This is a genomic window from Rhodococcus sp. BUPNP1 (assembly GCF_002215235.1).
Classification (GTDB): domain Bacteria; phylum Actinomycetota; class Actinomycetes; order Mycobacteriales; family Mycobacteriaceae; genus Rhodococcus.
Map to the genome: position 1 here is coordinate 1 of NZ_NERM01000003.1, position 18,949 is coordinate 18,949.

23 protein-coding genes and 1 riboswitch are annotated in these 18,949 nt (G+C 69.9%); of the genes, 13 read left to right on the plus strand and 10 right to left on the minus strand.

Translation table 11 applies throughout. From position 1 onward, the window contains the following. Positions 1-1,112: hypothetical protein (locus B9C99_RS03485; RefSeq protein ID WP_088896987.1), on the minus strand; the 1,112-nt coding region annotated here is incomplete at its 3' end. A 136-nt stretch (positions 1,113-1,248) separates the two neighbouring features. Here B9C99_RS03485 and B9C99_RS03490 point away from each other — a divergent pair. Further along, complete coding sequence (locus tag B9C99_RS03490; protein WP_088896988.1) at positions 1,249-2,103, plus strand: NUDIX hydrolase; 855 nt, start codon at positions 1,249-1,251, stop codon at positions 2,101-2,103. Between the two features lie 22 nt (positions 2,104-2,125). Here B9C99_RS03490 and thiE read toward each other — a convergent pair whose 3' ends face one another. Beyond that, positions 2,126-2,815: a thiamine phosphate synthase gene (gene thiE / locus B9C99_RS03495; protein ID WP_016691589.1), complete on the minus strand. Its 690-nt coding sequence runs from the start codon at positions 2,813-2,815 to the stop codon at positions 2,126-2,128. A 28-nt stretch (positions 2,816-2,843) separates the two neighbouring features. Beyond that, positions 2,844-2,958: riboswitch (TPP riboswitch) on the plus strand. Between thiE and thiO the strand changes: the two genes are divergently transcribed. The 7 genes from thiO to B9C99_RS03530 all read left to right on the plus strand — a co-directional run bounded on the left by thiO (position 2,953) and on the right by B9C99_RS03530 (position 8,971). After that, positions 2,953-4,017: a glycine oxidase ThiO gene (thiO, locus tag B9C99_RS03500; RefSeq protein ID WP_026061017.1), complete on the plus strand. Its 1,065-nt coding sequence runs from the start codon at positions 2,953-2,955 to the stop codon at positions 4,015-4,017. It overlaps the preceding riboswitch by 6 nt. Then, positions 4,014-4,226: a sulfur carrier protein ThiS gene (thiS, locus tag B9C99_RS03505; RefSeq protein ID WP_006553656.1), complete on the plus strand. Its 213-nt coding sequence runs from the start codon at positions 4,014-4,016 to the stop codon at positions 4,224-4,226. Before thiO ends, thiS begins: the two co-directional genes overlap by 4 nt. Next, positions 4,219-5,004: a thiazole synthase gene (locus B9C99_RS03510; RefSeq protein ID WP_016691591.1), complete on the plus strand. Its 786-nt coding sequence runs from the start codon at positions 4,219-4,221 to the stop codon at positions 5,002-5,004. The genes thiS and B9C99_RS03510 overlap by 8 nt, the downstream gene beginning before the upstream one ends. 91 nt (positions 5,005-5,095) lie before the next feature. Further along, positions 5,096-5,629, plus strand: a complete 534-nt coding sequence (locus B9C99_RS03515; RefSeq protein WP_232622097.1) for a hypothetical protein — start codon at positions 5,096-5,098, stop codon at positions 5,627-5,629. Positions 5,630-5,697: 68 nt separating this feature from the next. Beyond that, entirely contained in the window at positions 5,698-6,627 is a 930-nt protein-coding gene (locus tag B9C99_RS03520; RefSeq protein ID WP_026061020.1) for an ABC transporter ATP-binding protein, read from the plus strand. Then, a complete protein-coding gene (locus tag B9C99_RS03525; protein ID WP_016691594.1) occupies positions 6,627-7,406 on the plus strand; it encodes an ABC transporter permease in 780 nt (259 codons plus the stop codon). The genes B9C99_RS03520 and B9C99_RS03525 overlap by 1 nt, the downstream gene beginning before the upstream one ends. Before the next feature lie 92 nt (positions 7,407-7,498). Further along, on the plus strand, positions 7,499-8,971 hold the full coding sequence (locus B9C99_RS03530; protein ID WP_253249969.1) for a M20/M25/M40 family metallo-hydrolase: 1,473 nt from the start codon (positions 7,499-7,501) through the stop codon (positions 8,969-8,971). A 12-nt stretch (positions 8,972-8,983) separates the two neighbouring features. Here B9C99_RS03530 and thiD read toward each other — a convergent pair whose 3' ends face one another. Further along, positions 8,984-9,829, minus strand: a complete 846-nt coding sequence (thiD, locus tag B9C99_RS03535; protein ID WP_016691596.1) for a bifunctional hydroxymethylpyrimidine kinase/phosphomethylpyrimidine kinase — start codon at positions 9,827-9,829, stop codon at positions 8,984-8,986. 158 nt (positions 9,830-9,987) lie between these two features. On the opposite strand from thiD, the gene B9C99_RS03540 reads away from it, so the two are divergent. After that, a complete protein-coding gene (locus B9C99_RS03540; protein ID WP_016691597.1) occupies positions 9,988-10,386 on the plus strand; it encodes a GNAT family N-acetyltransferase in 399 nt (132 codons plus the stop codon). Positions 10,387-10,422: 36 nt separating this feature from the next. On the opposite strand, the gene B9C99_RS03545 is transcribed toward B9C99_RS03540, so the two are convergent. From B9C99_RS03545 to B9C99_RS03555, 3 genes are read right to left on the minus strand one after another with little or no spacing between them, the layout of a single operon-like run. Next, positions 10,423-11,226 carry an exodeoxyribonuclease III gene (locus B9C99_RS03545; protein ID WP_026061022.1) on the minus strand — a complete coding sequence of 268 codons (804 nt, stop codon included), beginning with the start codon at positions 11,224-11,226 and terminating at the stop codon, positions 10,423-10,425. 18 nt (positions 11,227-11,244) lie between these two features. After that, positions 11,245-12,210, minus strand: coding sequence for a GNAT family N-acetyltransferase (locus B9C99_RS03550; RefSeq protein WP_016691599.1), 966 nt, complete (start codon positions 12,208-12,210; stop codon positions 11,245-11,247). Between the two features lie 22 nt (positions 12,211-12,232). Next, positions 12,233-12,832, minus strand: coding sequence for a peptide deformylase (locus tag B9C99_RS03555; RefSeq protein WP_016691600.1), 600 nt, complete (start codon positions 12,830-12,832; stop codon positions 12,233-12,235). A 132-nt stretch (positions 12,833-12,964) separates the two neighbouring features. Here B9C99_RS03555 and B9C99_RS03560 point away from each other — a divergent pair, with 132 nt between their 5' ends. The 4 genes from B9C99_RS03560 to B9C99_RS03575 all read left to right on the plus strand — a co-directional run bounded on the left by B9C99_RS03560 (position 12,965) and on the right by B9C99_RS03575 (position 16,014). Beyond that, the gene (locus tag B9C99_RS03560) at positions 12,965-13,315 is read left to right on the plus strand and encodes a DUF3263 domain-containing protein (RefSeq protein WP_016691601.1); all 351 of its coding nucleotides are present in this window, start codon (positions 12,965-12,967) and stop codon (positions 13,313-13,315) included. Between the two features lie 77 nt (positions 13,316-13,392). After that, entirely contained in the window at positions 13,393-14,058 is a 666-nt protein-coding gene (locus B9C99_RS03565; protein ID WP_016691602.1) for a LytR C-terminal domain-containing protein, read from the plus strand. A gap of 91 nt (positions 14,059-14,149) precedes the next feature. Continuing rightward, positions 14,150-14,791 carry a superoxide dismutase family protein gene (locus B9C99_RS03570; RefSeq protein ID WP_016691603.1) on the plus strand — a complete coding sequence of 214 codons (642 nt, stop codon included), beginning with the start codon at positions 14,150-14,152 and terminating at the stop codon, positions 14,789-14,791. Between the two features lie 101 nt (positions 14,792-14,892). Continuing rightward, positions 14,893-16,014 carry a glutamate--cysteine ligase gene (locus tag B9C99_RS03575; RefSeq protein ID WP_026061024.1) on the plus strand — a complete coding sequence of 374 codons (1,122 nt, stop codon included), beginning with the start codon at positions 14,893-14,895 and terminating at the stop codon, positions 16,012-16,014. A 40-nt stretch (positions 16,015-16,054) separates the two neighbouring features. On the opposite strand, the gene mnhG is transcribed toward B9C99_RS03575, so the two are convergent. The 4 genes from mnhG to B9C99_RS03595 are packed head-to-tail and all read right to left on the minus strand — an operon-like array spanning position 16,055 to position 18,775. After that, entirely contained in the window at positions 16,055-16,384 is a 330-nt protein-coding gene (gene mnhG / locus B9C99_RS03580; RefSeq protein WP_016691605.1) for a monovalent cation/H(+) antiporter subunit G, read from the minus strand. Further along, the gene (locus B9C99_RS03585; protein ID WP_016691606.1) at positions 16,381-16,641 is read right to left on the minus strand and encodes a monovalent cation/H+ antiporter complex subunit F; all 261 of its coding nucleotides are present in this window, start codon (positions 16,639-16,641) and stop codon (positions 16,381-16,383) included. The genes mnhG and B9C99_RS03585 overlap by 4 nt, the downstream gene beginning before the upstream one ends. Next, entirely contained in the window at positions 16,638-17,186 is a 549-nt protein-coding gene (locus B9C99_RS03590) for a Na+/H+ antiporter subunit E (protein ID WP_016691607.1), read from the minus strand. Before B9C99_RS03590 ends, B9C99_RS03585 begins: the two co-directional genes overlap by 4 nt. Further along, positions 17,186-18,775 carry a Na+/H+ antiporter subunit D gene (locus tag B9C99_RS03595; RefSeq protein ID WP_016691608.1) on the minus strand — a complete coding sequence of 530 codons (1,590 nt, stop codon included), beginning with the start codon at positions 18,773-18,775 and terminating at the stop codon, positions 17,186-17,188. Before B9C99_RS03595 ends, B9C99_RS03590 begins: the two co-directional genes overlap by 1 nt. Positions 18,776-18,949 lie beyond the last annotated feature (174 nt).

Sequence of the window (18,949 nt, forward strand, 5' to 3'; positions counted from 1 at the left end):
TCGCCGCGGGCCAGGGCGTCGACCATGCGGGCGTGCGAGTTGATCCACGCCTCGTGCGCCGACCGGGCGGCCTCCACCGCTTCGGCGCCGGCCTCGAGGGCAGAATCGCGTCCGTACTCCTCGAGGATGCCGCCGAGTCGCGACATGTTGGTCCCGAAGGTGTCGTCGTACGCGCCGGTCGTGTCGCGCCGGGCGATCAGCAGGGTCTCGGCGGTACGCGACTGCTGGGCGAGGATCCGTCCCTCGGTGAGATCGGCGAGCGGTGCCGCGCCGCGGTCGATGGCGCGTTCGGTTGCGCTCGACGAGGCGAGGCCGGCGACGAGCAACCAGCACAGCAGCGCCCCGGTGGCACCGATCGCGACGAGGAGCCCGGGATTGAGGGTGCGACGACAGAGGCGGCTCACGACGACGTGCGCCACGCACAGTGCGGCGACCGTGACGAGGAGCAGTCCGATCGCGAGCCAGGGCGGCCGCACCGCGTCGCGCTGGGTGTCCTCGACCGCGGCGACACCGCGCGTGTGCAGTTCCTGCGCGGCGGGGAGCAGTTCGGTCTGCATCAGGTGCGAGGCCTCGCCGAGATATGCGGCGCCGACCGGATGCCCGGTGCGGTTGTTGGTGCGGGCCGTCTCGATGAGACCCGTGTAGACGGGCAGCAGCCGCCCGATCTCCGTCAGGTTGTGTGCGGTCTCGCGGTCGGCGTCGGTCAGACCGGTCGCCGCGATGACGAGATATTCCGCGGCCTCGTTGGTCGCCTGGACGTAGCGACTGCGCACCGCCTCCGGTTCGAGTCCGCCCGAGATGAAGCCCGTGACGGCGGCGGCGTCGGCCACCGACAGCGCGCTGTAGAGATTTTGCGCCGCGCTGGCGAGAGGCTCGATGGACGAGAGGAGACGGTCGTGGGTGGCCTGCCTGCCGGAGACGGTGGTCGCGGAGACCACCGCCGAGGCGACGAGCAGCACGGTGAGCACCACCCCGAGGACCACCAACCGGACCGGCGTGGATCGCAACAGCGCGCGGGCGTCGTCGAACCGGGCGTCCGGAGTGTCCGTGTCGGCGTCGTCGCGGATGTGGCTCTCGACGGGCGCGAAGGGAGGGGTGATCCGTACGTCCACCGGGCACTCCCTTCCTCGTGTCGAGCGGTCTGAGGGGAGCATATAAGCAGCCCGGCGGTATTGTTGCCGTCCACGGACGGCGGGATCCGGTACCGGGCACAGGTCCGGGCGAGGGCGGATCGGAGAGGCGGACGCAATGCGTGGAGACGGTGACGGCTGGGCGGTCGGACCGGACGGTGAGAAGCGTTGGGGACGACACGGCGCCGCAGGTCTGCTGCTGCGCGCTCCGCTCGCGGACGGTCGCCCCGCGGTTCTCCTGCAGCACCGGGCGGCGTGGTCGCACCAGGGTGGGACGTGGGCTCTTCCCGGTGGAGCGCGCGACTCGCACGAGAGCACCGTCGACGCCGCCGTGCGGGAGGCCCACGAGGAGGCCGGTATCGACGTCGCGGCCGTGACGGTGCGCGCCGAACGCGTCACCTCCGGTCTCGCGGGCGGATGGACCTACACCACCGTCGTCGCCGACGCCACCGAAACGCTCGTGACCAGCCTCAACCAGGAGAGCACCGAACTACGCTGGGTGCCCGAACCGGAGGTGGAGACGATGCCGCTGCACAGCGGCTTCGCCGAGGCGTGGCCGTCGCTGCGCACCTCACCGGTGCGCATGCTGCTCGACACCGCGAACGTGCTCGGAGCGAGCGGCCCCACCGGATGGTGGCGCGACCGCCCCGGCGCGACGAGCGCCCTGCTCGCCGACCTCGCCGCGGTCCTGCCCCGCACCGTCGAATTTCCCGACGGGACGTTCGGCTGGGTCCCCCGCGTCGAAGCGGTCCTCGCAGGGCACGCCCGCGACGCGACGATCGACGACGTCCGGATCCCGGTGCACAGCGCGGACGGCAGCGGCGACGACGAACTGGCCCGGCTGGCCTCCACCGCGACGGCCGTGGTGGATCCGGGGGTGACGGTCGTGGTCACCGCGGATCGTGGCCTGCGCGCGCGGTTGCCCGAGGGCACGATCGCGATGTCGCCCTCGGCCGTGCTGGGCTGGTTGTAACGCCTCAGGCCGGCAGCAGCCCTCAGGCCGGCAGTGCGGCCTTCAGTGCTGCCGCGGCTGCCCGCGGATCGGAGGCCTTCGTGATCGCCCGCACCACCGCGACCCGCGTGGCCCCGGCGTCGAGCACCTCGGGGAGCCGCTCGAGATCGATCCCGCCGATCGCGAACCACGGCCGCGCCGGCTGCGACTGCGCGACCTCGCGCGTCACCTCCAGCCCCGCCGCGGTCCGTCCGGGCTTGGTCGGGGTGTCCCACACCGGCCCGGACGCGAAGTAGTCGACGCCCTCTTCGATGTCGGCGAGCGCGGCCTGCGCCCGGCTCGACGTCGAGCGGCCGATGACGATCTCGTCGCCGAGGATCTGCCGCGCGTGCCGCACCGGCAGGTCGCCCTGACCGAGGTGCAGGATGTCGGCGCCCGCCGCGAGCGCGATGTCGGCTCGGTCGTTCACTGCGAGGAGCGCACCGTGGCGTGCACAGGCCTCGCCGATGATCTCGAGGGCGGCGAGTTCCTCGCGTGCCTCGAGGCGTCCGAACTTCTTCTCGCCGGCCGAGTCCTTGTCGCGCAACTGGACGATGTCGACCCCGCCGGCGAGGGCTTCCTCGACGAACCGTGCGAGGTCGCCGGTGTCCCGGCGAGCGTCGGTGCACAGGTACAACCGGGCGGTCGCGAGGCGGCCGCGCGGGTCGGGATGGTTGCCGCGATAGGTGGTCACGACCAAGACGGTAGCCTCTAGGCAGAAAGTGTGACGACACGGGAGTCCCGAGGTTCGCGGGGCTGAGAGGGGGCCTGCCGGCCCCGACCGTTATGACCTGACCCGGATCATGCCGGCGCAGGGAGTGAGGTGGACCAATGACAACTGTGGCCGTCGTGGGTGGCGGAGTGATCGGGCTGTCGATCGCATGGCGCGCGGCCCGCTCGGGGCACATCGTGACCGTGCACGACCCGAATCCCGGCAGCGGCGCCTCGTGGGTGGCCGGGGGAATGCTGGCCCCGCTGTCCGAGGGCTGGCCCGGTGAGGACCACGTGCTCTCGCTGGGCGCGTCCTCGCTCGACCGCTGGCCCGGATTCGCGGAGGCACTGCGCGCGGAGACCGGTGTCGACGTGTTCACCGCCGAGGCGTCGCTGACCGTCGCACTCGACGCCGCGGACGCGGCCGACCTGCGGACCGTCGCCGAATGGGTCGGGGAGCGGGGGCACGAGATGCGACTGCTCTCCCGCGCGGAGATCCGCGAGTTCGAACCGTCGCTCGGCCCGAAGGTGCGCCTCGGACTGCTCGCGCCGACCGAGTCGTCGGTCGACAACCGCGCGCTCGTCGACGCCCTGCGTGTCGCGGCCACCGGGGCCGGGGTGCGTTTCTCCGATGCCGCCGTGCACGACCTCGCCGACCTGCCGGACGATCAGGTGGTGCTCGCCGCCGGTTCGGCGTCGGTGCGACTGTGGCCAGGCCTTCCGGTCCGTCCGGTCAAGGGCGAGATCCTGCGCCTGCGGGTGCGGCCCGGCGCGACCCCGCCGCCGCAGCGCATCGTGCGCGCGAGTGTCCACGGCCGCCCCGCCTATCTGGTGCCCCGCCACGACGGTCTCGTCGTGGGCGCGACGCAGTACGAGGCGTCCGACACGCAGGTCACGGTGGCGGGCGTGCGCGATCTGATCGCCGACGCCGAGAGGATCTTCCCGGCGCTCGGCGAGTACGAGCTGTTCGAGGCGAGCGCGGGCCTGCGCCCGATGACCCCCGACAACCTGCCGCTGATCGGGCGGCTCTCCGATCGTGTCGTCGCCGCGACCGGCCACGGCCGCAACGGTGTGCTGCTCACGCCGCTCACCGTCGACGCGGTGCTCGCCGAACTCGGCGGGCGGTCGCTGGCCGACGCGCAACACGCCTGTCCTGGACGAATTACGGAAGCGAGTGTGGGATGACGAACGTGTCCGTGGGCATCACCGTCAACGGTGAGGACAAGTACTACGACGCGGCCCCGACCGTGTCGCAGCTGCTGAACGAGCTCGGTCTGCCCGAGAAGGGAATCGCGGTCGCCGTCGACGGTGTCGTGTGCCCTCGCGGTCGCTGGTCGGAGCCGGTCACGCGCGGAGCGAGCATCGAGATCCTCACGGCGGTCCAGGGTGGCTGACACACAGGACCCCGGCGCCGACCTGCCGCAGCTGACCATCGCCGGCCGCACCTTCGGGTCGCGGCTGATCACCGGAACCGGTGGCGCGGCGAACCTGGCCGTGCTCGAGGAGGCGCTCGTCGCGTCGGGCACCGAACTGACCACCGTCGCGATGCGCCGCGTCGACGCGGCTTCCGGAACCGGTGTTCTCGACCTGCTGCGCCGCCTCGGCATCGAACCGCTGCCGAACACCGCCGGGTGCCGCGGTGCGAAGGAGGCCGTGCTGACCGCGCAGCTCGGGCGGGAGGCGCTGGAGACCGACTGGGTGAAACTCGAGGTCATCGCCGACGAACGGACGTTGCTGCCCGACGCCATCGAACTCGTCTCCGCGGCCGAACAACTCGTCGACGACGGCTTCGTCGTCCTGCCGTACACGACCGACGATCCCGTCCTCGCGCGACGCCTCGAGGACGTCGGCTGTGCCGCGGTGATGCCGCTCGGCTCGCCGATCGGGACCGGCCTCGGCATCTCGAACCCGCACCACATCGAGATGATCGTCGAGGCCGCGGGTGTGCCGGTGATCCTCGACGCGGGCATCGGGACCGCCTCCGACGCGGCGCTCGCGATGGAACTCGGTTGCGACGCCGTGCTGCTCGCGACCGCCGTCACCCGCGCGAAGGATCCGGCGCTGATGGCGTCGGCCATGCGCCACGCCGTCGAAGCGGGATTCCGTGCCCGGCACGCAGGCCGGATCCCGAAACGCTTCTGGGCCCAGGCATCTTCGCCGCTGGAGCCGTGACCGTCACGGGAAACCCCTGAGCACCTTGGTGTTCAGGGGTTTTCCGATTATCGGGCGACGGGATACCGATCGGTATGTACGATCCCCGGGCATGACAATTGCACACAGAATTCTCTCTGCCGCCGCTGCCGGGCTCATGGGTGTTGCCGTCGCCGTCGCGGCGCCGGGTGTCGCGGGCGCCCAGGAACCGTGTCAGATGGGCTGGTCGAACACCGGACCGAGGTCGTGCGCGACGACGGAGTTGTCCACACCTCCGGTGCTGACATTGGGCGACGGCATCTGCGCCGGCATCGTGCGCGCCGGTGGAACCGCCTTCGACGGCCCGCTCTACGAGTACTCCTCGGCGCCGGGTGCCACCCACGGGATCGAACTGCGGATCACGCAGGGCTACTCGCTCCTCGGCGAGTGGACGCCGAGCATCCTGAACTGCGATGTCACCGTCGCTTTCGACTGGCACAACCTCGACACCGGCGCCCGCGGTACGGAGACCCGATTCGTGCCGGCCTTCCACACGAGCACCCGGCCGATGGTCATGCACGTGTTCCCCGGGCCCGGCCGCGTCGCCCTGACGATGCGTACCGAACGACCGAGCATCCCGGTCACCACCGAGGTCTTCGTCCCCTGATGCACCGCGTGCGGCTCCGGGGTGCGTGATCGGATGCGCTCGCCGGAGCCGCACGTAGGGTGGTGCGCATGATCGAAGTGACCGGCTTGACCAAGACCTTCGGGTCCACGACCGCGGTCGACGACCTGACGTTCACGGTCCGTCCCGGCATCGTCACCGGCTTCCTCGGCCCCAACGGGGCGGGGAAGTCCACCACGATGCGCATGATCCTGGGGCTGGACCGGCCGACCTCGGGAACCGCACTGATCGAAGGGAAGCCGTACAGCGAGCTGACACGGCCGCTCACCACCGTCGGGGCGCTGCTCGACGCGAAGTGGGTGCATCCCAACCGGTCGGCGCGGTCGCATCTCGCCTGGCTGGCCGCGTCGAACGGTCTGCCCGCCTCGCGCGTCGACGAGGTGCTGCGCCAGGTGGGTCTGACGGAGGTCGCGGGCAAGCGCGCCGGCGGCTTCTCGCTCGGCATGTCGCAGCGGCTCGGTCTCGCCGCCGCACTGCTCGGCAACCCGCGCGTGCTGCTGTTCGACGAACCGGTCAACGGCCTCGACCCCGAGGGCATCGTGTGGATCCGGCGGTTCATGCAGGCGCTCGCCGCGGAGGGCCGCACGGTGCTCGTGTCCAGCCACCTGCTCTCGGAGATGGCGCAGACCGCAGAACATCTCATCGTCATCGGCCGTGGACGGCTCATCGCCGACACCTCGGTGAAGGAGTTCGTCGACCGCGCCTCCGACTCGTTCGTCGTCGTGCGCAGCCCGCAGCTCGACGAGCTGCGCACCGCGCTCGCCGAGCGCGGGCACACCGTGCGGGAGGACGACGGCGCCCTGCACGTCTCGGGCGCTCCGGCCGCGGAGATCGGCGAACTCGCCGCGACCCGGTCGATCGTGTTGCACGAACTCGCGGGACGCAACGCGTCGCTCGAGGAAGCGTTCATGAAACTCACCGGCGGCGAGGTCGAATACCACGGATCCGGAGTCGACGACGTCATGAAGGGTGGACTGTGATGAGTACGGCGCTCGACACTCTGCGGGCCGAACGGATCAAGCTCACGTCGGTGCAGTCACCGCTGTGGTGCACCGTCGTCATCGTCGCCCTCGGCCTGGGGTTGGCCGCGATCCTCGGGTCGGTCTCCCGCGCGTCGGCCGGAATGGACGACGAGCTGGGACGCTTCTATCCGACCGTGGACGTCGCGGTCAGCGGCGTCACCGGCTTCGGCGTGCTGGTGCTCATGATCCTCGCGGCACTGTCGGTCACCAGCGAGTACCGCTTCGGGGTCATCCGCACGACCTTCCAGGCCACCCCGAACCGCACCCTGCTCCTGACGATGAAAGCCCTGCTCATCGGTGTGCTCGGCGCGGTGCTGACGCTCGCGGTCTCGTTCGGTGCCTTCTACCTCGCGAAGGCGCTGGCCGGGCCGGACGCCGGTCGCGAACTCGTCCTCAGCGGTGAGACGGCGTGGCGCGCGGTCTACGGCACCGCGATCTACGCCTTCCTGTGTGTCTTCCTCGCGATCGGTGTCGGCACGCTGCTGCGGCAGTCGGCCGGCACGATCGCACTGCTGATGCTGTGGCCGCTGCTGCTCGAGTCGTTGTTCGCGTTGTTCGGTTCGGTGGGCCGCGAGATCCAGCCGTTCCTGCCGTTCGCGAACGCGAACAACTTCCTGGGCATCGGGCAGGGAATCGAATTCCACTGGGGTCCATGGGGTTCGCTCGTGTACTTCGCGGCCTTCTCGTTCCTGGTGTTCGCGGCCTCGCTCGTGGTGGTCAACCGCCGCGACGCCTGAGGTACTACCTCGACACGCTGCAGGTTCTGCCTCCACACACTGCGCCGCACGGTTTCCCCGTGCGGCGCAGTGCTTTTTTGTACGCTCGGGCGATGGCGCGGGCGCAGACGAGATACGGCATGCGGGGAGCGGCGCTGATCGCCGCCGGTGTACTCCTGACGGCGGGATGCTCGGAGGCGGAGGTGGAGGCGCCGCCCGTCGACCCGACGGCGCTCGCCGACGCCGTGCAGCTCGATGCCGTCACGGCGCACCTGACGGAACTCGAACGGATCGCCGGCGAGAACGACGGCAACCGTTCGCTCGGGACCCCCGGTTACGATGCGAGCGTCGACTACGTCGCCGGAGCCCTGCGCGACGCCGGATTCGACGTGCAGACACCGGAGTTCGACACGACCCTGTTCGCCGTCGAGAACGAGCAGCTCACCGTCGACGGGGAGCCGATGGGCGTGAGCGCACTCGGCATGTCGCCGTCGACGGGACCGGAGGGGCTCACCGCGCGTGTCGTGCGCATCGCCCCCGACGACACCCCCGGCTGCGAGGCCACCGATTACGACGGTGTCGACGCGGCCGGTGCGGTGGTGATCGTCGATCGCGGCGTGTGCACCTTCGCCGTCAAGGAGCAGGTCGCCGCCGAACGGGGAGCGGCCGCGCTGCTCGTCGCCAACAACGAGGACGGCCCGCTCGAGGCCGCCGGTCTCGGCGCGGAATCGAACCCCCGCATCCCGGTCGGGGGTGTGGCGGGGGTCGACGCCGAGCGTCTGTCCGCCGCGACCTCGGTGACGGTGACGCTCCAGACCCGCACCGAGGACCGGAAGTCGCGCAACGTGATCGCACAGACCCGCACCGGCTCGACCGACGACGTGGTCGTCGTCGGCGCGCACCTCGACAGCGTCCCCGAAGGACCGGGGATCAACGACAACGGAACCGGTGTCGCCGCAGTCCTCGAGACCGCGCTGCAACTCGGCAGCGAACCGGGCGTCACCAACGCGGTGCGGTTCGCGTTCTGGGGCGCCGAGGAGGTCGGACTGGTCGGTTCCACGAGGTACGTCGAGTCGCTGTCCGACGAGGAACGACTCGACATCGCCCTGTACCTGAACTTCGACATGCTCGGCTCACCCAACGCCGGATATCTGGTGTTCGACGGCGACGATTCCGACTCCGTCGGCGAAGGACCCGGACCGGAGGGTTCGGCGGGTATCGAACGGACCTTCGCGCAGTTCTTCGACGAACGCGGAATCGAGGTCGGCGGAACGGATTTCGACGGTCGCTCCGACTACGGCCCGTTCGTCGCCTTCGGCATCCCCGCGGGCGGGGTGTTCACCGGCGCCGACGACGTCAAGACCCCCGAGCAGGCCGACCTGTGGGGTGGCACCGCCGACCAGCCCTTCGACCCGAACTACCACACCCCCGAGGACACCCTGGCCGGCATCGACCGCGACGCGTTCGCTGCAGCGGCCGCCGCCGTCGCCTACGGCACGGCCGTCTACGCGAATTCGATCGACGGACCCGACGGGGTGCCGATAGGCGACCAGCGGGCCGAGGTGCGCGCCGAGTTCACCGAGTGAGGGCGGGCGCGGTCAGCGCTCGTGCAGTCGCCACAACGGGTTGACCGGGCCGTGGCCGTGACCGAGGTCGTAGGACCACTCGAGGCACTTCGTGATCCATTCCTTCGCGAACTCGACGGCCTCGGGCACCGACCGGCCGTGCGCGAGGGCCGACGCGATCGCGGCTGCGAGCGTGTCGCCGCCGCCGTGGTCGTTGCCGGTCTCGATGCGCGGCGTGCTGAACTCGAGGAAACGGTCGCCGTCGAACAGCAGGTCGGTGCTCTTCTCCGAGCTGCGCAGGTGGCCGCCCTTGACGATCACCCATTGGGCGCCGAGCGCATGGAGCGCTTCGGCGGCGCGCCGGGCGGATGCGTCGTCGACGACGTCGATGCTCGTGATCAGCCGTACCTCGTCGAGATTCGGGGTGACGACGGTGGCGAGGGGGATGAGCACCCCGCGGATCGCGTCGAGTGCGTCGGAGTGCAGCAGCGGATCGCCGTGCATCGACGCGCACACCGGGTCGACGACGAGCGGCACCTCGTTGTCGCGGCCGATGCCCACCTCGCAGCACACCTGCGCGACGGCCTCGATGATCTGCGTGGAGGCGAGCATGCCCGTCTTCGCTGCGGACACCCCGATGTCCTCGACCACGCACCGCACCTGGTCGGCCACGGTCTCGGCGGGGATCTCGTGGAACCCGCGGACGCCGACGGAGTTCTGGACGGTCACGGCGGCCACCGCGACGCACGCGTGCACACCGCACATCGCCATCGTGCGGGAATCGGCCTGGATGCCGGCTCCGCCTCCGGAGTCGGTGCCGGCGATGGTGAGGGCTCGAACCGGGGTCTCGCCTCGAGGCGACAGGGGCAGAAGGTCCACGCGGACACCCTACCGAGGGTGTGTTCGATCACGGCCGGGCGGCGCTGAGGCGGGTGCACTTTTCGAAACACCACAGCGTTGCCGTCGGTGGTCGCCCCGTTGCTCTATAGTGGCATAGGTCACAGTTCGATCACGCACCACCCCTATTGGAGGCGCTCATGAACACGAGTTCGCCGGACCTCGCCGTGTCGGACAACGCCGACCAGAACCGGTTCGAACTGCGCCTCAACGGCGATCTCGTCGGCATCCTGGGGTACTACGACTTCGAACGCGTTCCGGCGCCGAACCCGCCGGTCGTCGACTTCATGCACACCGTGATCGTCGAGGATTTCGGCCATCGGGGTCTCGCGGCCGTCCTCGTCGGTGGTTCGCTCGATCTCGCCCGCAGACGGGGTTGGCGGGTGCGACCGGTGTGCACCTATGTGCAGCGGTTCCTGTCGTCGCACGAGAACTACCGTGACGTCGTCGTGCCTCTCGAGCCGCCACGCACGGAACCCCACCGCAAGGAGACCCGGCGCAAGCAGCCGCAGCGCAAGGTGCCCGCCCGCAAGGCCTGATGCCTGCGCGGGCGGTTCACCCGATGCGGGACCTGCTCAGAGGTCGAGGTCGACGATGACCGGTGCGTGGTCGCTCGCGCCCTTGCCCTTGCGTTCGTTGCGGTCGATCTCGGCGCCCGTCACCCGTGCCGCGAAGGCCGGCGATCCGAGGACGAAGTCGATCCGCATGCCCTGCTTCTTGGGGAAGCGCAGCTGGGTGTAGTCCCAGTAGGTGTAGACCCCGGGGCCGGGCGCGTACGGACGGACGACGTCGGTGTAGCCGACCTCGGCGAACGCGTGGAAGGCGTCGCGCTCGGGCTGCGAGGTGTGCGTCTTGCCCTCGAAGAACGCCGGATCCCACACGTCGTCGTCGGTGGGGGCGACGTTCCAGTCGCCGACCAGCGCGATGGGCTGCTCGGGCGTTGCGGTGGCCCAGGCGTGCGCGTCGGCGCGCAGCTTGGCGAGCCAATCGAGCTTGTAGGTGTAGTGCGGGTCGTTCAGGTCGCGGCCGTTGGGGACGTACAGGCTCCACACACGCACACCCGCGCACGTCGCGCCGATGGCACGCGCCTCGAGCGCCGGATCGACCTCCGGGTCCTTCGAGAAACCGGGCTGGTCCTCGAAGCCGATCTGTACGTCGTCGAGGCCCACGCGCGACGCGATGGCCACACCGTTCCACTGGCTCAGGCCGACGTGCGCGACGCGGTAGCCGAGTTCCTCGAAGCGTTCGTACGGGAACTGCTCGTCCTTGCACTTGGTTTCCTGCATCGCGAGCACATCCGTGTCGGTTCGCTGCAACCAGTCGAGGATGCGGTCGGTACGGGCACGGACGGAGTTCACATTCCAGGTAGCAAGGCGCACACGCCCACTGTAGGCGACCTATCCGACGGGTTCGGAGGCGTACCGGTAGCGGTGGTGATCGACGAAGCCGAGTTCGCGGTACAGGGCGCGGGCCGCCGTGTTCGACTCCTCGACCTGCAGATATGCGTGGGTCGCGCCCTGCTCGCGGGCCCAGCGCAGCAGGGCACCGCACACGAGGGTGCCGAGTCCGCGACGCCGGTGCTCGGGCGCGACCTCCACGGTCGACAGACCCACCCAGCGGCGTCCGTCCGGTGCGTCGGTGATCGCCGCGCGGCAGATCGCCAGGGGCGGCTGCCCGGGTGCACCGATGCGGCCGAACCCGAGGATCCCCGCGGCCACCGAGCCGAGCACGTCCTGCGCGAGCAACGGGCCGGCGTCGGCGCGGTGGAGCGACATCCAGTCGGCGTCCGGCCGGTCGGTGATCGTGACCGGGGTGGGCTCCGGAGGCAACGGCACGTTCGCGAGGTCGGCGCCCATCACGAGCACCGGCTCGGAGGTCGGCCACCCCTCGGGGATCCGGGCGAGTCGATCGGGCACCAGCAGCCGCAGCGGCAGTCCGCGCGCCGCGAACCATTCACGGAGCCGGGCGCGGACGGCCGGATCGGTGGGGTCGGCGACGGTGCCGCGTTCGCCCAGCGGCGTCGCCGAATTGGCGCGCCGGGTGAAACCGTGCCCGGCGCGCACGAGCCAGCCGTCCACCCAGGCCGATTCGAGACCGGGCCACCCCGCGGCGGCGGCGTGCTCGAGCGCGCGGATCTCCGACGCTCGGATCGGCCGCGCCGCGATCGGCTTGAGCGCGACGACCGAGGTGGGGGACACCTGGACGACGCGACCGTCGGCGGTGCGCACCGCGACCACCGGTTCGACGGAGACGAGTTCACCGATGACGTCGGTCATCGGATGGCTGTAGCCGGCGGGCAGGCGGTACCGCAGCACCACCCGGGTGCCGAGGGGTACGGACGGGGCCGGACGGTCGGTCGTCATCGACGGTTCGTCGGTCGCCTCGTCACTCCTCCTCGTCGTCGTGGCCGAACGGGTCCTCCACCGAACCGGGGAGCCAGGTCAGGCCCGGGACACCCCATCCGGCGCGCTTGATGGTCTTCTTCGCGGCGCGGGCGTTGCGTCCGATCAGGACGTCGACGTACAGGAAGCCGTCGAGGTGCCCGACCTCGTGCTGCAGCATGCGGGCGAAGAATCCGTGGCCCTCGATCTCGACGGGCTCACCGTTCTCGTCGGTACCGGTGACCTTCGCCCAGTCGGCGCGACCGGTGGGGAAGTTCTCGCCGGGCACGGACAGGCAGCCCTCGAGATCGTCCTCGGGGTCGGGCATCGTCTCGGGGATCTCCGAGGTCTCGAGGATCGGGTTGACGACGACACCGCGGCGGCGCGCGACCTTGCCGGACTCGTCGCGGTCGGGGCAGTCGTAGACGAACAGTCGCTTGTCGACACCGACCTGATTGGCGGCGAGACCGACCCCGTTGGCCGCGTCCATCGTCTCGAACATGTCGGCGATCAGCTGAGCGAGTTCGGCGGGTGACTCGGTCACCGGCCGGGTCGGGTTGTGCAGGACGGGGTCGCCGACGATGACGATGGGAAGAATGGCCATGGTGACACAGGATAATGGGATCGACTCGCGGCGTTCTCGAACCGGTATGTGTCCCCACCCCGTGATTGAATGACTTCCGCCGGGACGCAAGGACTCTTCGTCACGGTGTGATCCAGTCAGTCGAGGAGGGAAATGGACGGCGCAGCAGCGCACGGCAACGACCGGTCCGATCTCGTGTCCCCGCAGGGCGACGGTGCATCCGCGCAGGAGCCCACCGGCGACGAGGCGAACGGCCTGAGCCGTCGCGATCTCGACATCCTGGCGTTCGAGCGGCAGTGGTGGAAGTACGCCGGTGCCAAGGAGGACGCCATCAAGGAACTCTTCGGTCTCTCCGCCACCCGCTACTACCAGGTGCTCAACGCTCTGGTGGATCGTCCCGAGGCGCTCGCGGCCGATCCGATGCTGGTCAAGCGGCTGCGGCGGTTGCGTGCGAGTCGTCAGAAGGCCCGCGCGGCCCGTCGGCTCGGTTTCGACACCCGTTAGACGGGCGGCCCGAGGGCCGGATACTGCGATGTCGACACGCGCGGCCGGTCGGCAGCGCTGCGTGTGCTCGGGCAACTATGGTCGAGGTCGTGAGCAGAACCCCCGAGATCCCCAGCCGCGCGCCCGCACCCTCGGGACCGCCTCTGCGTGCGTTCGCGATGGTCCTGATCTCCCTGGGCATCCTGTTCGCCGGTCTCGGCTTCGCCTCGCTCGGTGATTCCGACGACGAACCCGCTCCCGCGGCGGCACCCACGACGACGACCGCTGCCGCGCCGTCGACGCGCTCGGCCGCGGTGCCCTCTGCGCCGGCCCCCGCCGCCGCGAACGGTGGCACGTCCGCCCCCGCCGCCGCGAACGGTGGCACATCCGCCGCCGGGACCGGCGCGACCACCACCACTGCGGCCGCGTCCTCGGCTCCCTTGCCGGTGGCGAGCGGAACCTCGTTCGCCTCCGACACCTCGGCCGCCGCGGCGGCGCCGGTCCGCGTGTTCAACAACTCCGAGATCGCGGGCCTGGCCGCGCAGACCGCCACCTACCTCGAGGACGAGGGCTTCACCATCTCCGAGACCGGCAACTACAGCGAGGGCCTGCTGACGCAGACCTCGGTGTTCTACGGGTCGTCGCCCGGCGAGCAGCAGACCGCGACGGCCGTCGCGGAGTCGCTCGGTGTCACCGCGCAACCGCGCTTCGAGGGCATCCGCGATGCCGCCCCCGGAGTGATCGTCATCGTCACTTCGCCGTAGTACCGGAAGCGTGTCGGTCCGCCACTGGGTGAGCGCCGGAGACGCCCGGTTATGATCGGGTGACTTTTCGGCACTTCGAAGGAGCGGTTTGATGGTCTCCAGTTCCACCCGTCGCATGTCCTGGCGTGCTCTGGCCCCGATCGTCGCGATCGCTGCGGTGGGCCTGACTGCGTGCTCGAACGGCCAGGAGCCGACCACCGAGCCGGGGACGACGCCGCCGGTGTGGACGGGATCCGCCGCACCCGCTTCCGAAGCTCACGGCGACGATCACGGCACCGAGGGCGGAAGCGAGTCGCACGCCGGTGGTTCCGCCTCCGCTGCTGCGCTCACCGCAGAGCTCACCACGGTCGACGGTGAGTCGGCCGGCACCGTGTCGTTCGCCGAGAGCGGCGGCAACGTCGAGGTGACCGTCGAGGTCGAGGGTCTCGAGCCCGGATACCACGGTGTCCACATCCACGAGTTCGGTCGTTGCGAGGCCGAGTCCACCGCTCCGAACGGCGGCGAGCCCGGCGCGTTCCTGTCCGCCGGTGCCCACCTGCAGGCCGGCGGCAACACCTCCGTCCCGGAGAGCGGCGACCTGGTCTCGCTCGTCGTCCGTGAGGACGGCACTGCCACCGCCACCGTCACCACCTCGGCCTTCGGCCTCGAGGACCTCGAGGGTGAGGACGGCGCCTCGGTGGTCGTGCACCAGGACAACCTCGGCGCACGCCTCGCGTGCGGCGTCATCGAGTGACCGGAGACCTCATCTCCTGAGACTCGATCTCGCAGGTAATTCCCGACACAGGGCCCCGCAGACGGACATCCGTCGGCGGGGCCCTGTGGTTGGATCGAGACGTGGCAGTTGCGTTTCCGGGATCACCCCGTCCCACGATCGGCGTGGAATGGGAGATCGCTCTGGTGGACAAGACCACCCGCGATCTCTCGAACAGCGCGGCGGTCGTCTTCGACAGGGTGAAGGAGATCGCGGGGGAGACCCCGCGGTTGACCAAGGAGTTCCTGCGCAACACCGTCGAACTCGTCACCGGCGTCCATGACACCGTCGCCGAGGCGGTCGACGACCTGTCCGAGTCGCTCTCGCTGCTACGACGTGCCGCCGACCCGAACGGCGTGGACCTGATGTGCGCAGGTACCCACCCGTTCGCGCAGTGGACCGACCAGACCGTCACGCCCTCCCCGGACTACGACGAGATGATCAACCGCACCCGCTGGTGGGGACGGCAGATGCTCATCTGGGGAGTGCACGTCCACGTGGGGATCTCCTCCGCGGAGAAGGTCATCCCGATCCTCAACGCCATGCTCGTGAAGTATCCCCACATGCTCGCCTTGTCGGCCTCGTCGCCGATCTGGGCGGGCTACGACACGGGCTACGCGAGCAACCGGGCGTTGATGTTCCAGCAGTTGCCGACCGCCGGCCTGCCCTACCACTTCGCCGACTGGCCGCAGTACGCGGAGTTCATCGCCGACCAGCTCAAGTCCGGCGTCATCAGCCATCCCGGGGGCATGCACTGGGACATCCGGCCGGCGCCGAAATGGGGCACCCTCGAGGTCCGGGTCTTCGACGGCATCACCAACCGCGCCGAACTGGCCGCCCTCGTCGCGTTCGTGCATTCGCTCGTCGTCTACTTCGACGAATGTCTCGAACGGGGTGAGGAACTGCCCGTGCTGCAGCCGTGGCACGTCAAGGAGAATAAATGGCGTGCGGCGCGCTACGGACTCGAGGCGGAGGTGATCCTCGACCCGGTGTGCACCGAGCGGCTGGTCACCGACGACCTGAACGACCTGCTCGAGCAGATCATGCCCACCGCGGTGCGGCTCGGCTGCGCCGACGAACTCGCGCGGGTCGCGGACATTCCGGTGCGGGGCGCGTCCTACCAGCGTCAGCGCCGGCTCGCAGAGCAGACCGAGGGCGATCTCGTCGCGGTGGTGGACTCGCTCGTGCAGGAACTGAAGGAGTGATCGGCCGAGAACGCCCCTGCCTTCAGGTCCTCGTCGGTTGTCAGGCCCCGCCGGGAGCGTCCTCGTCGAGCAGGCCGTCGCGACCGAGCTGCTCCCGGTAGGCGATGCGGCCGACCCGGTGGGCGATCACGGGTGCGGTGAGCACCATGAACATGCCGGCCAGGGCCATCATCCAGATGTCGATCGAGCTGCGCAGCATGATCATGGCACCGCCCAGCACGAACAACAGGCCGACCACTTGGGGCTTGGTGGCGGGGTGCATGCGCGACAGGGTGTCGCGGAAACGCACGACGCCGATTGCGGCGGTCAGCGAGATGACCGACCCGATGAGGATCAGGATGTGGGCGAAGGTGTCGATGATCGTCGTCATCCTTCGTCACGCACCCGGAATCGAGCCACGGACACCGACCCGATGAAGCCGACCAGGGCCAGGGCCACGGTGGCGGGCAGCACCGAGGTGTCGCGCGTGTACACCGCCCAGATCGCGATGCCGCAGATGCCGAGCGCGAGCAGGGCGTCGACGCCGACGAGCCGGTCGAGGGAGTTGGGGCCCGCGATCACGCGGTAGGTGATCAGGACCGCGGAGACGAACAGCAGTGCCCCCGCGATCACCAGTGTCACGGTCACGTCAGTTCCTCCGTTCCGCTGCGCCAGGGGCTGGCCTGCCATTCCGACTCGCGTTCGAACGTCTGGATGAGAAGACGCTCGATGAGGCGGGCGGAACGGTAGAAGTCGGCCACGGCCTTGTCGGTACTCACGTCGAGGACGTGCACGTACATGATCCGCCGCACCTGGTCGATCTCGAGCACCATGGTGCCCGGGATGTTGTTCATGATGTCCGTCCACAGTGTCAGCACCAGGTCGGACTTGATGGTGAGCCGGCAGCGCAGCACGCCGGTGACGGGCGGCGGGGACGGCCGGATCGCGAGCCACGCCACGTTGATCGTCGAGCGGATGGTCTCGCCGAAGATCACCGCGCCGAGTCGCATCGCGGACCACACGTGCACGCGCCCTTCGACGGGCACACGCGGCAGCGGCAGCACGAACATGATGACGAGCGAGACGACCACGCCGCCGAGGATGTTGGCGATGCTGAAGGTGCCCCACAGCAGGACCCAGACCAGCGTCGTCCATCCCACGACGAACATGCGCAGGACGTTGGCGCGTTTCATCATTGCTGCTCACCACCCAGCACGGCCTCGATGTACACGGTGCGGTCGCGCAGGTTCTCCGCGGCACGGTTGCTGATGTCGAGCAACGGACCGGCGAAGACCGTCAACGACACACCGATCGCCACGAGCCAGACCGTGGGGACGAGCATCGCGGGCGGCATCCGGCCGACGTCCGGGCGTTCCTCGAAGGAGATGTCGGTGGCGGATTCGTCGATCAGCGCCGACGGGCCGATGTCGGCGAGATCGCCCTCGGGAGCGTCGGCGCGTGCCCGCCAGAACGCCTTCGTCCAGATACGCGCCACGACGTACAGGGTCAGCAGGCTCGTCACGACACCGCCGGCGACGAGGACCCAGGCGAGGACCGAACCGTCCTCCGCGCCGGCCTGCAGCAGGGCGACCTTCCCGATGAACCCGGAGAACGGCGGGATACCGCCCAGGTTGAGCGCCGGGACGAGGAACAGGACCGCCAGCAGCGGGGACATGAGCGCGAGGCTGCCGAGGCGTCGCAGCGACGCCGACCCGGCCTGGCGTTCGATCAGACCCACCACGAGGAACAGGGTGGTCTGCACGAGGATGTGGTGGCCGACGTAGTAGACGGCGCCCGCGAGGCCTGTCTGCGACGACAGGGCGACGCCGAAGATCATGTAGCCGATGTGGCTGACGAGCGTGAACGACAGCAGACGCTTGATGTCGTTCTGCGCGATCGCACCGAGGATGCCGACGATCATCGTGAGCAGACCCGCGACGAGCAGGACGTCGTCGAGTTCGCCACCCGGGAACAGCAGGGTGTGCGCCCGGATGATCGCGTACACACCGACCTTGGTCAGCAACCCGGCGAAGACGGCGGTGACCGGTGCGGGTGCGGTGGGGTAGGAGTCGGGCAGCCACGACGACAGCGGGAAGACCGCGGCCTTGATGCCGAAGGCCACGAGCAGCACACCGAAGATCGCGGCCCGGGTGCCCGGTGAGACCTCGTCCATCCGCAGGGCCATCTGGGCGAGGTTCAGGGTGCCGGTGGCGGCGTAGGCGAAGGCGATGCCCACGAGGAAGACCAGCGAGGACACCATCGAGACCATGACGTACGAGACGCCCGCGCGGACGCGGTCGGCGCTCGCGCCCAGGGTCAGCAGGACGAACGAGGCGGCGAGGAGCACTTCGAAGCCGACGAAGAGGTTGAACAGGTCGCCCGCGAGGAAGGCGATGTTGACGCCCGCGGTGAGCGCGAGATAGGTCGGCAGGAAGATCGAGACGGGCTGTTGCTCGTTGCCGTCGTGGATACCCTGACCGACCGCGTACAGCATCACCGACAGCAGCACGATCCCGGAGACGACCAGCATCAACGCCGACAATCGGTCGACGACCAGCGAGATGCCGATCGGCGCCTCCCACCCGCCGATCTGCAGTACGGCGATGCCGTCGGCGTCGGCGTAGTACAGCAGCGCCACGCACACGGCGAGCGAGGCGACCAGCGCGAAGACGGTGATCCACCGCTGGGCGCGGGGACGACGGCCGACGATCAGGGTCGCGGCCGCGGCGAGCAGCGGGATGAGGACGGGGAGGGGAACGAGGTTCGCGACGCTCAGGTTCATCGGCGATCCTCCTTCCCGTTCTTGTCGTCGTCTCCGGTCCGCTCGCCCTCGGCGGGATCGGGGGCCTCGGGGTCGGGGTCGTCCGCACGGACGGCCTCGTCGACTTCACCGGCACGCACGGCTTCGTCGGCGTCCTCGGCAGCGTCGGCACTACCGGGCTCGTCCGTCCCGCCC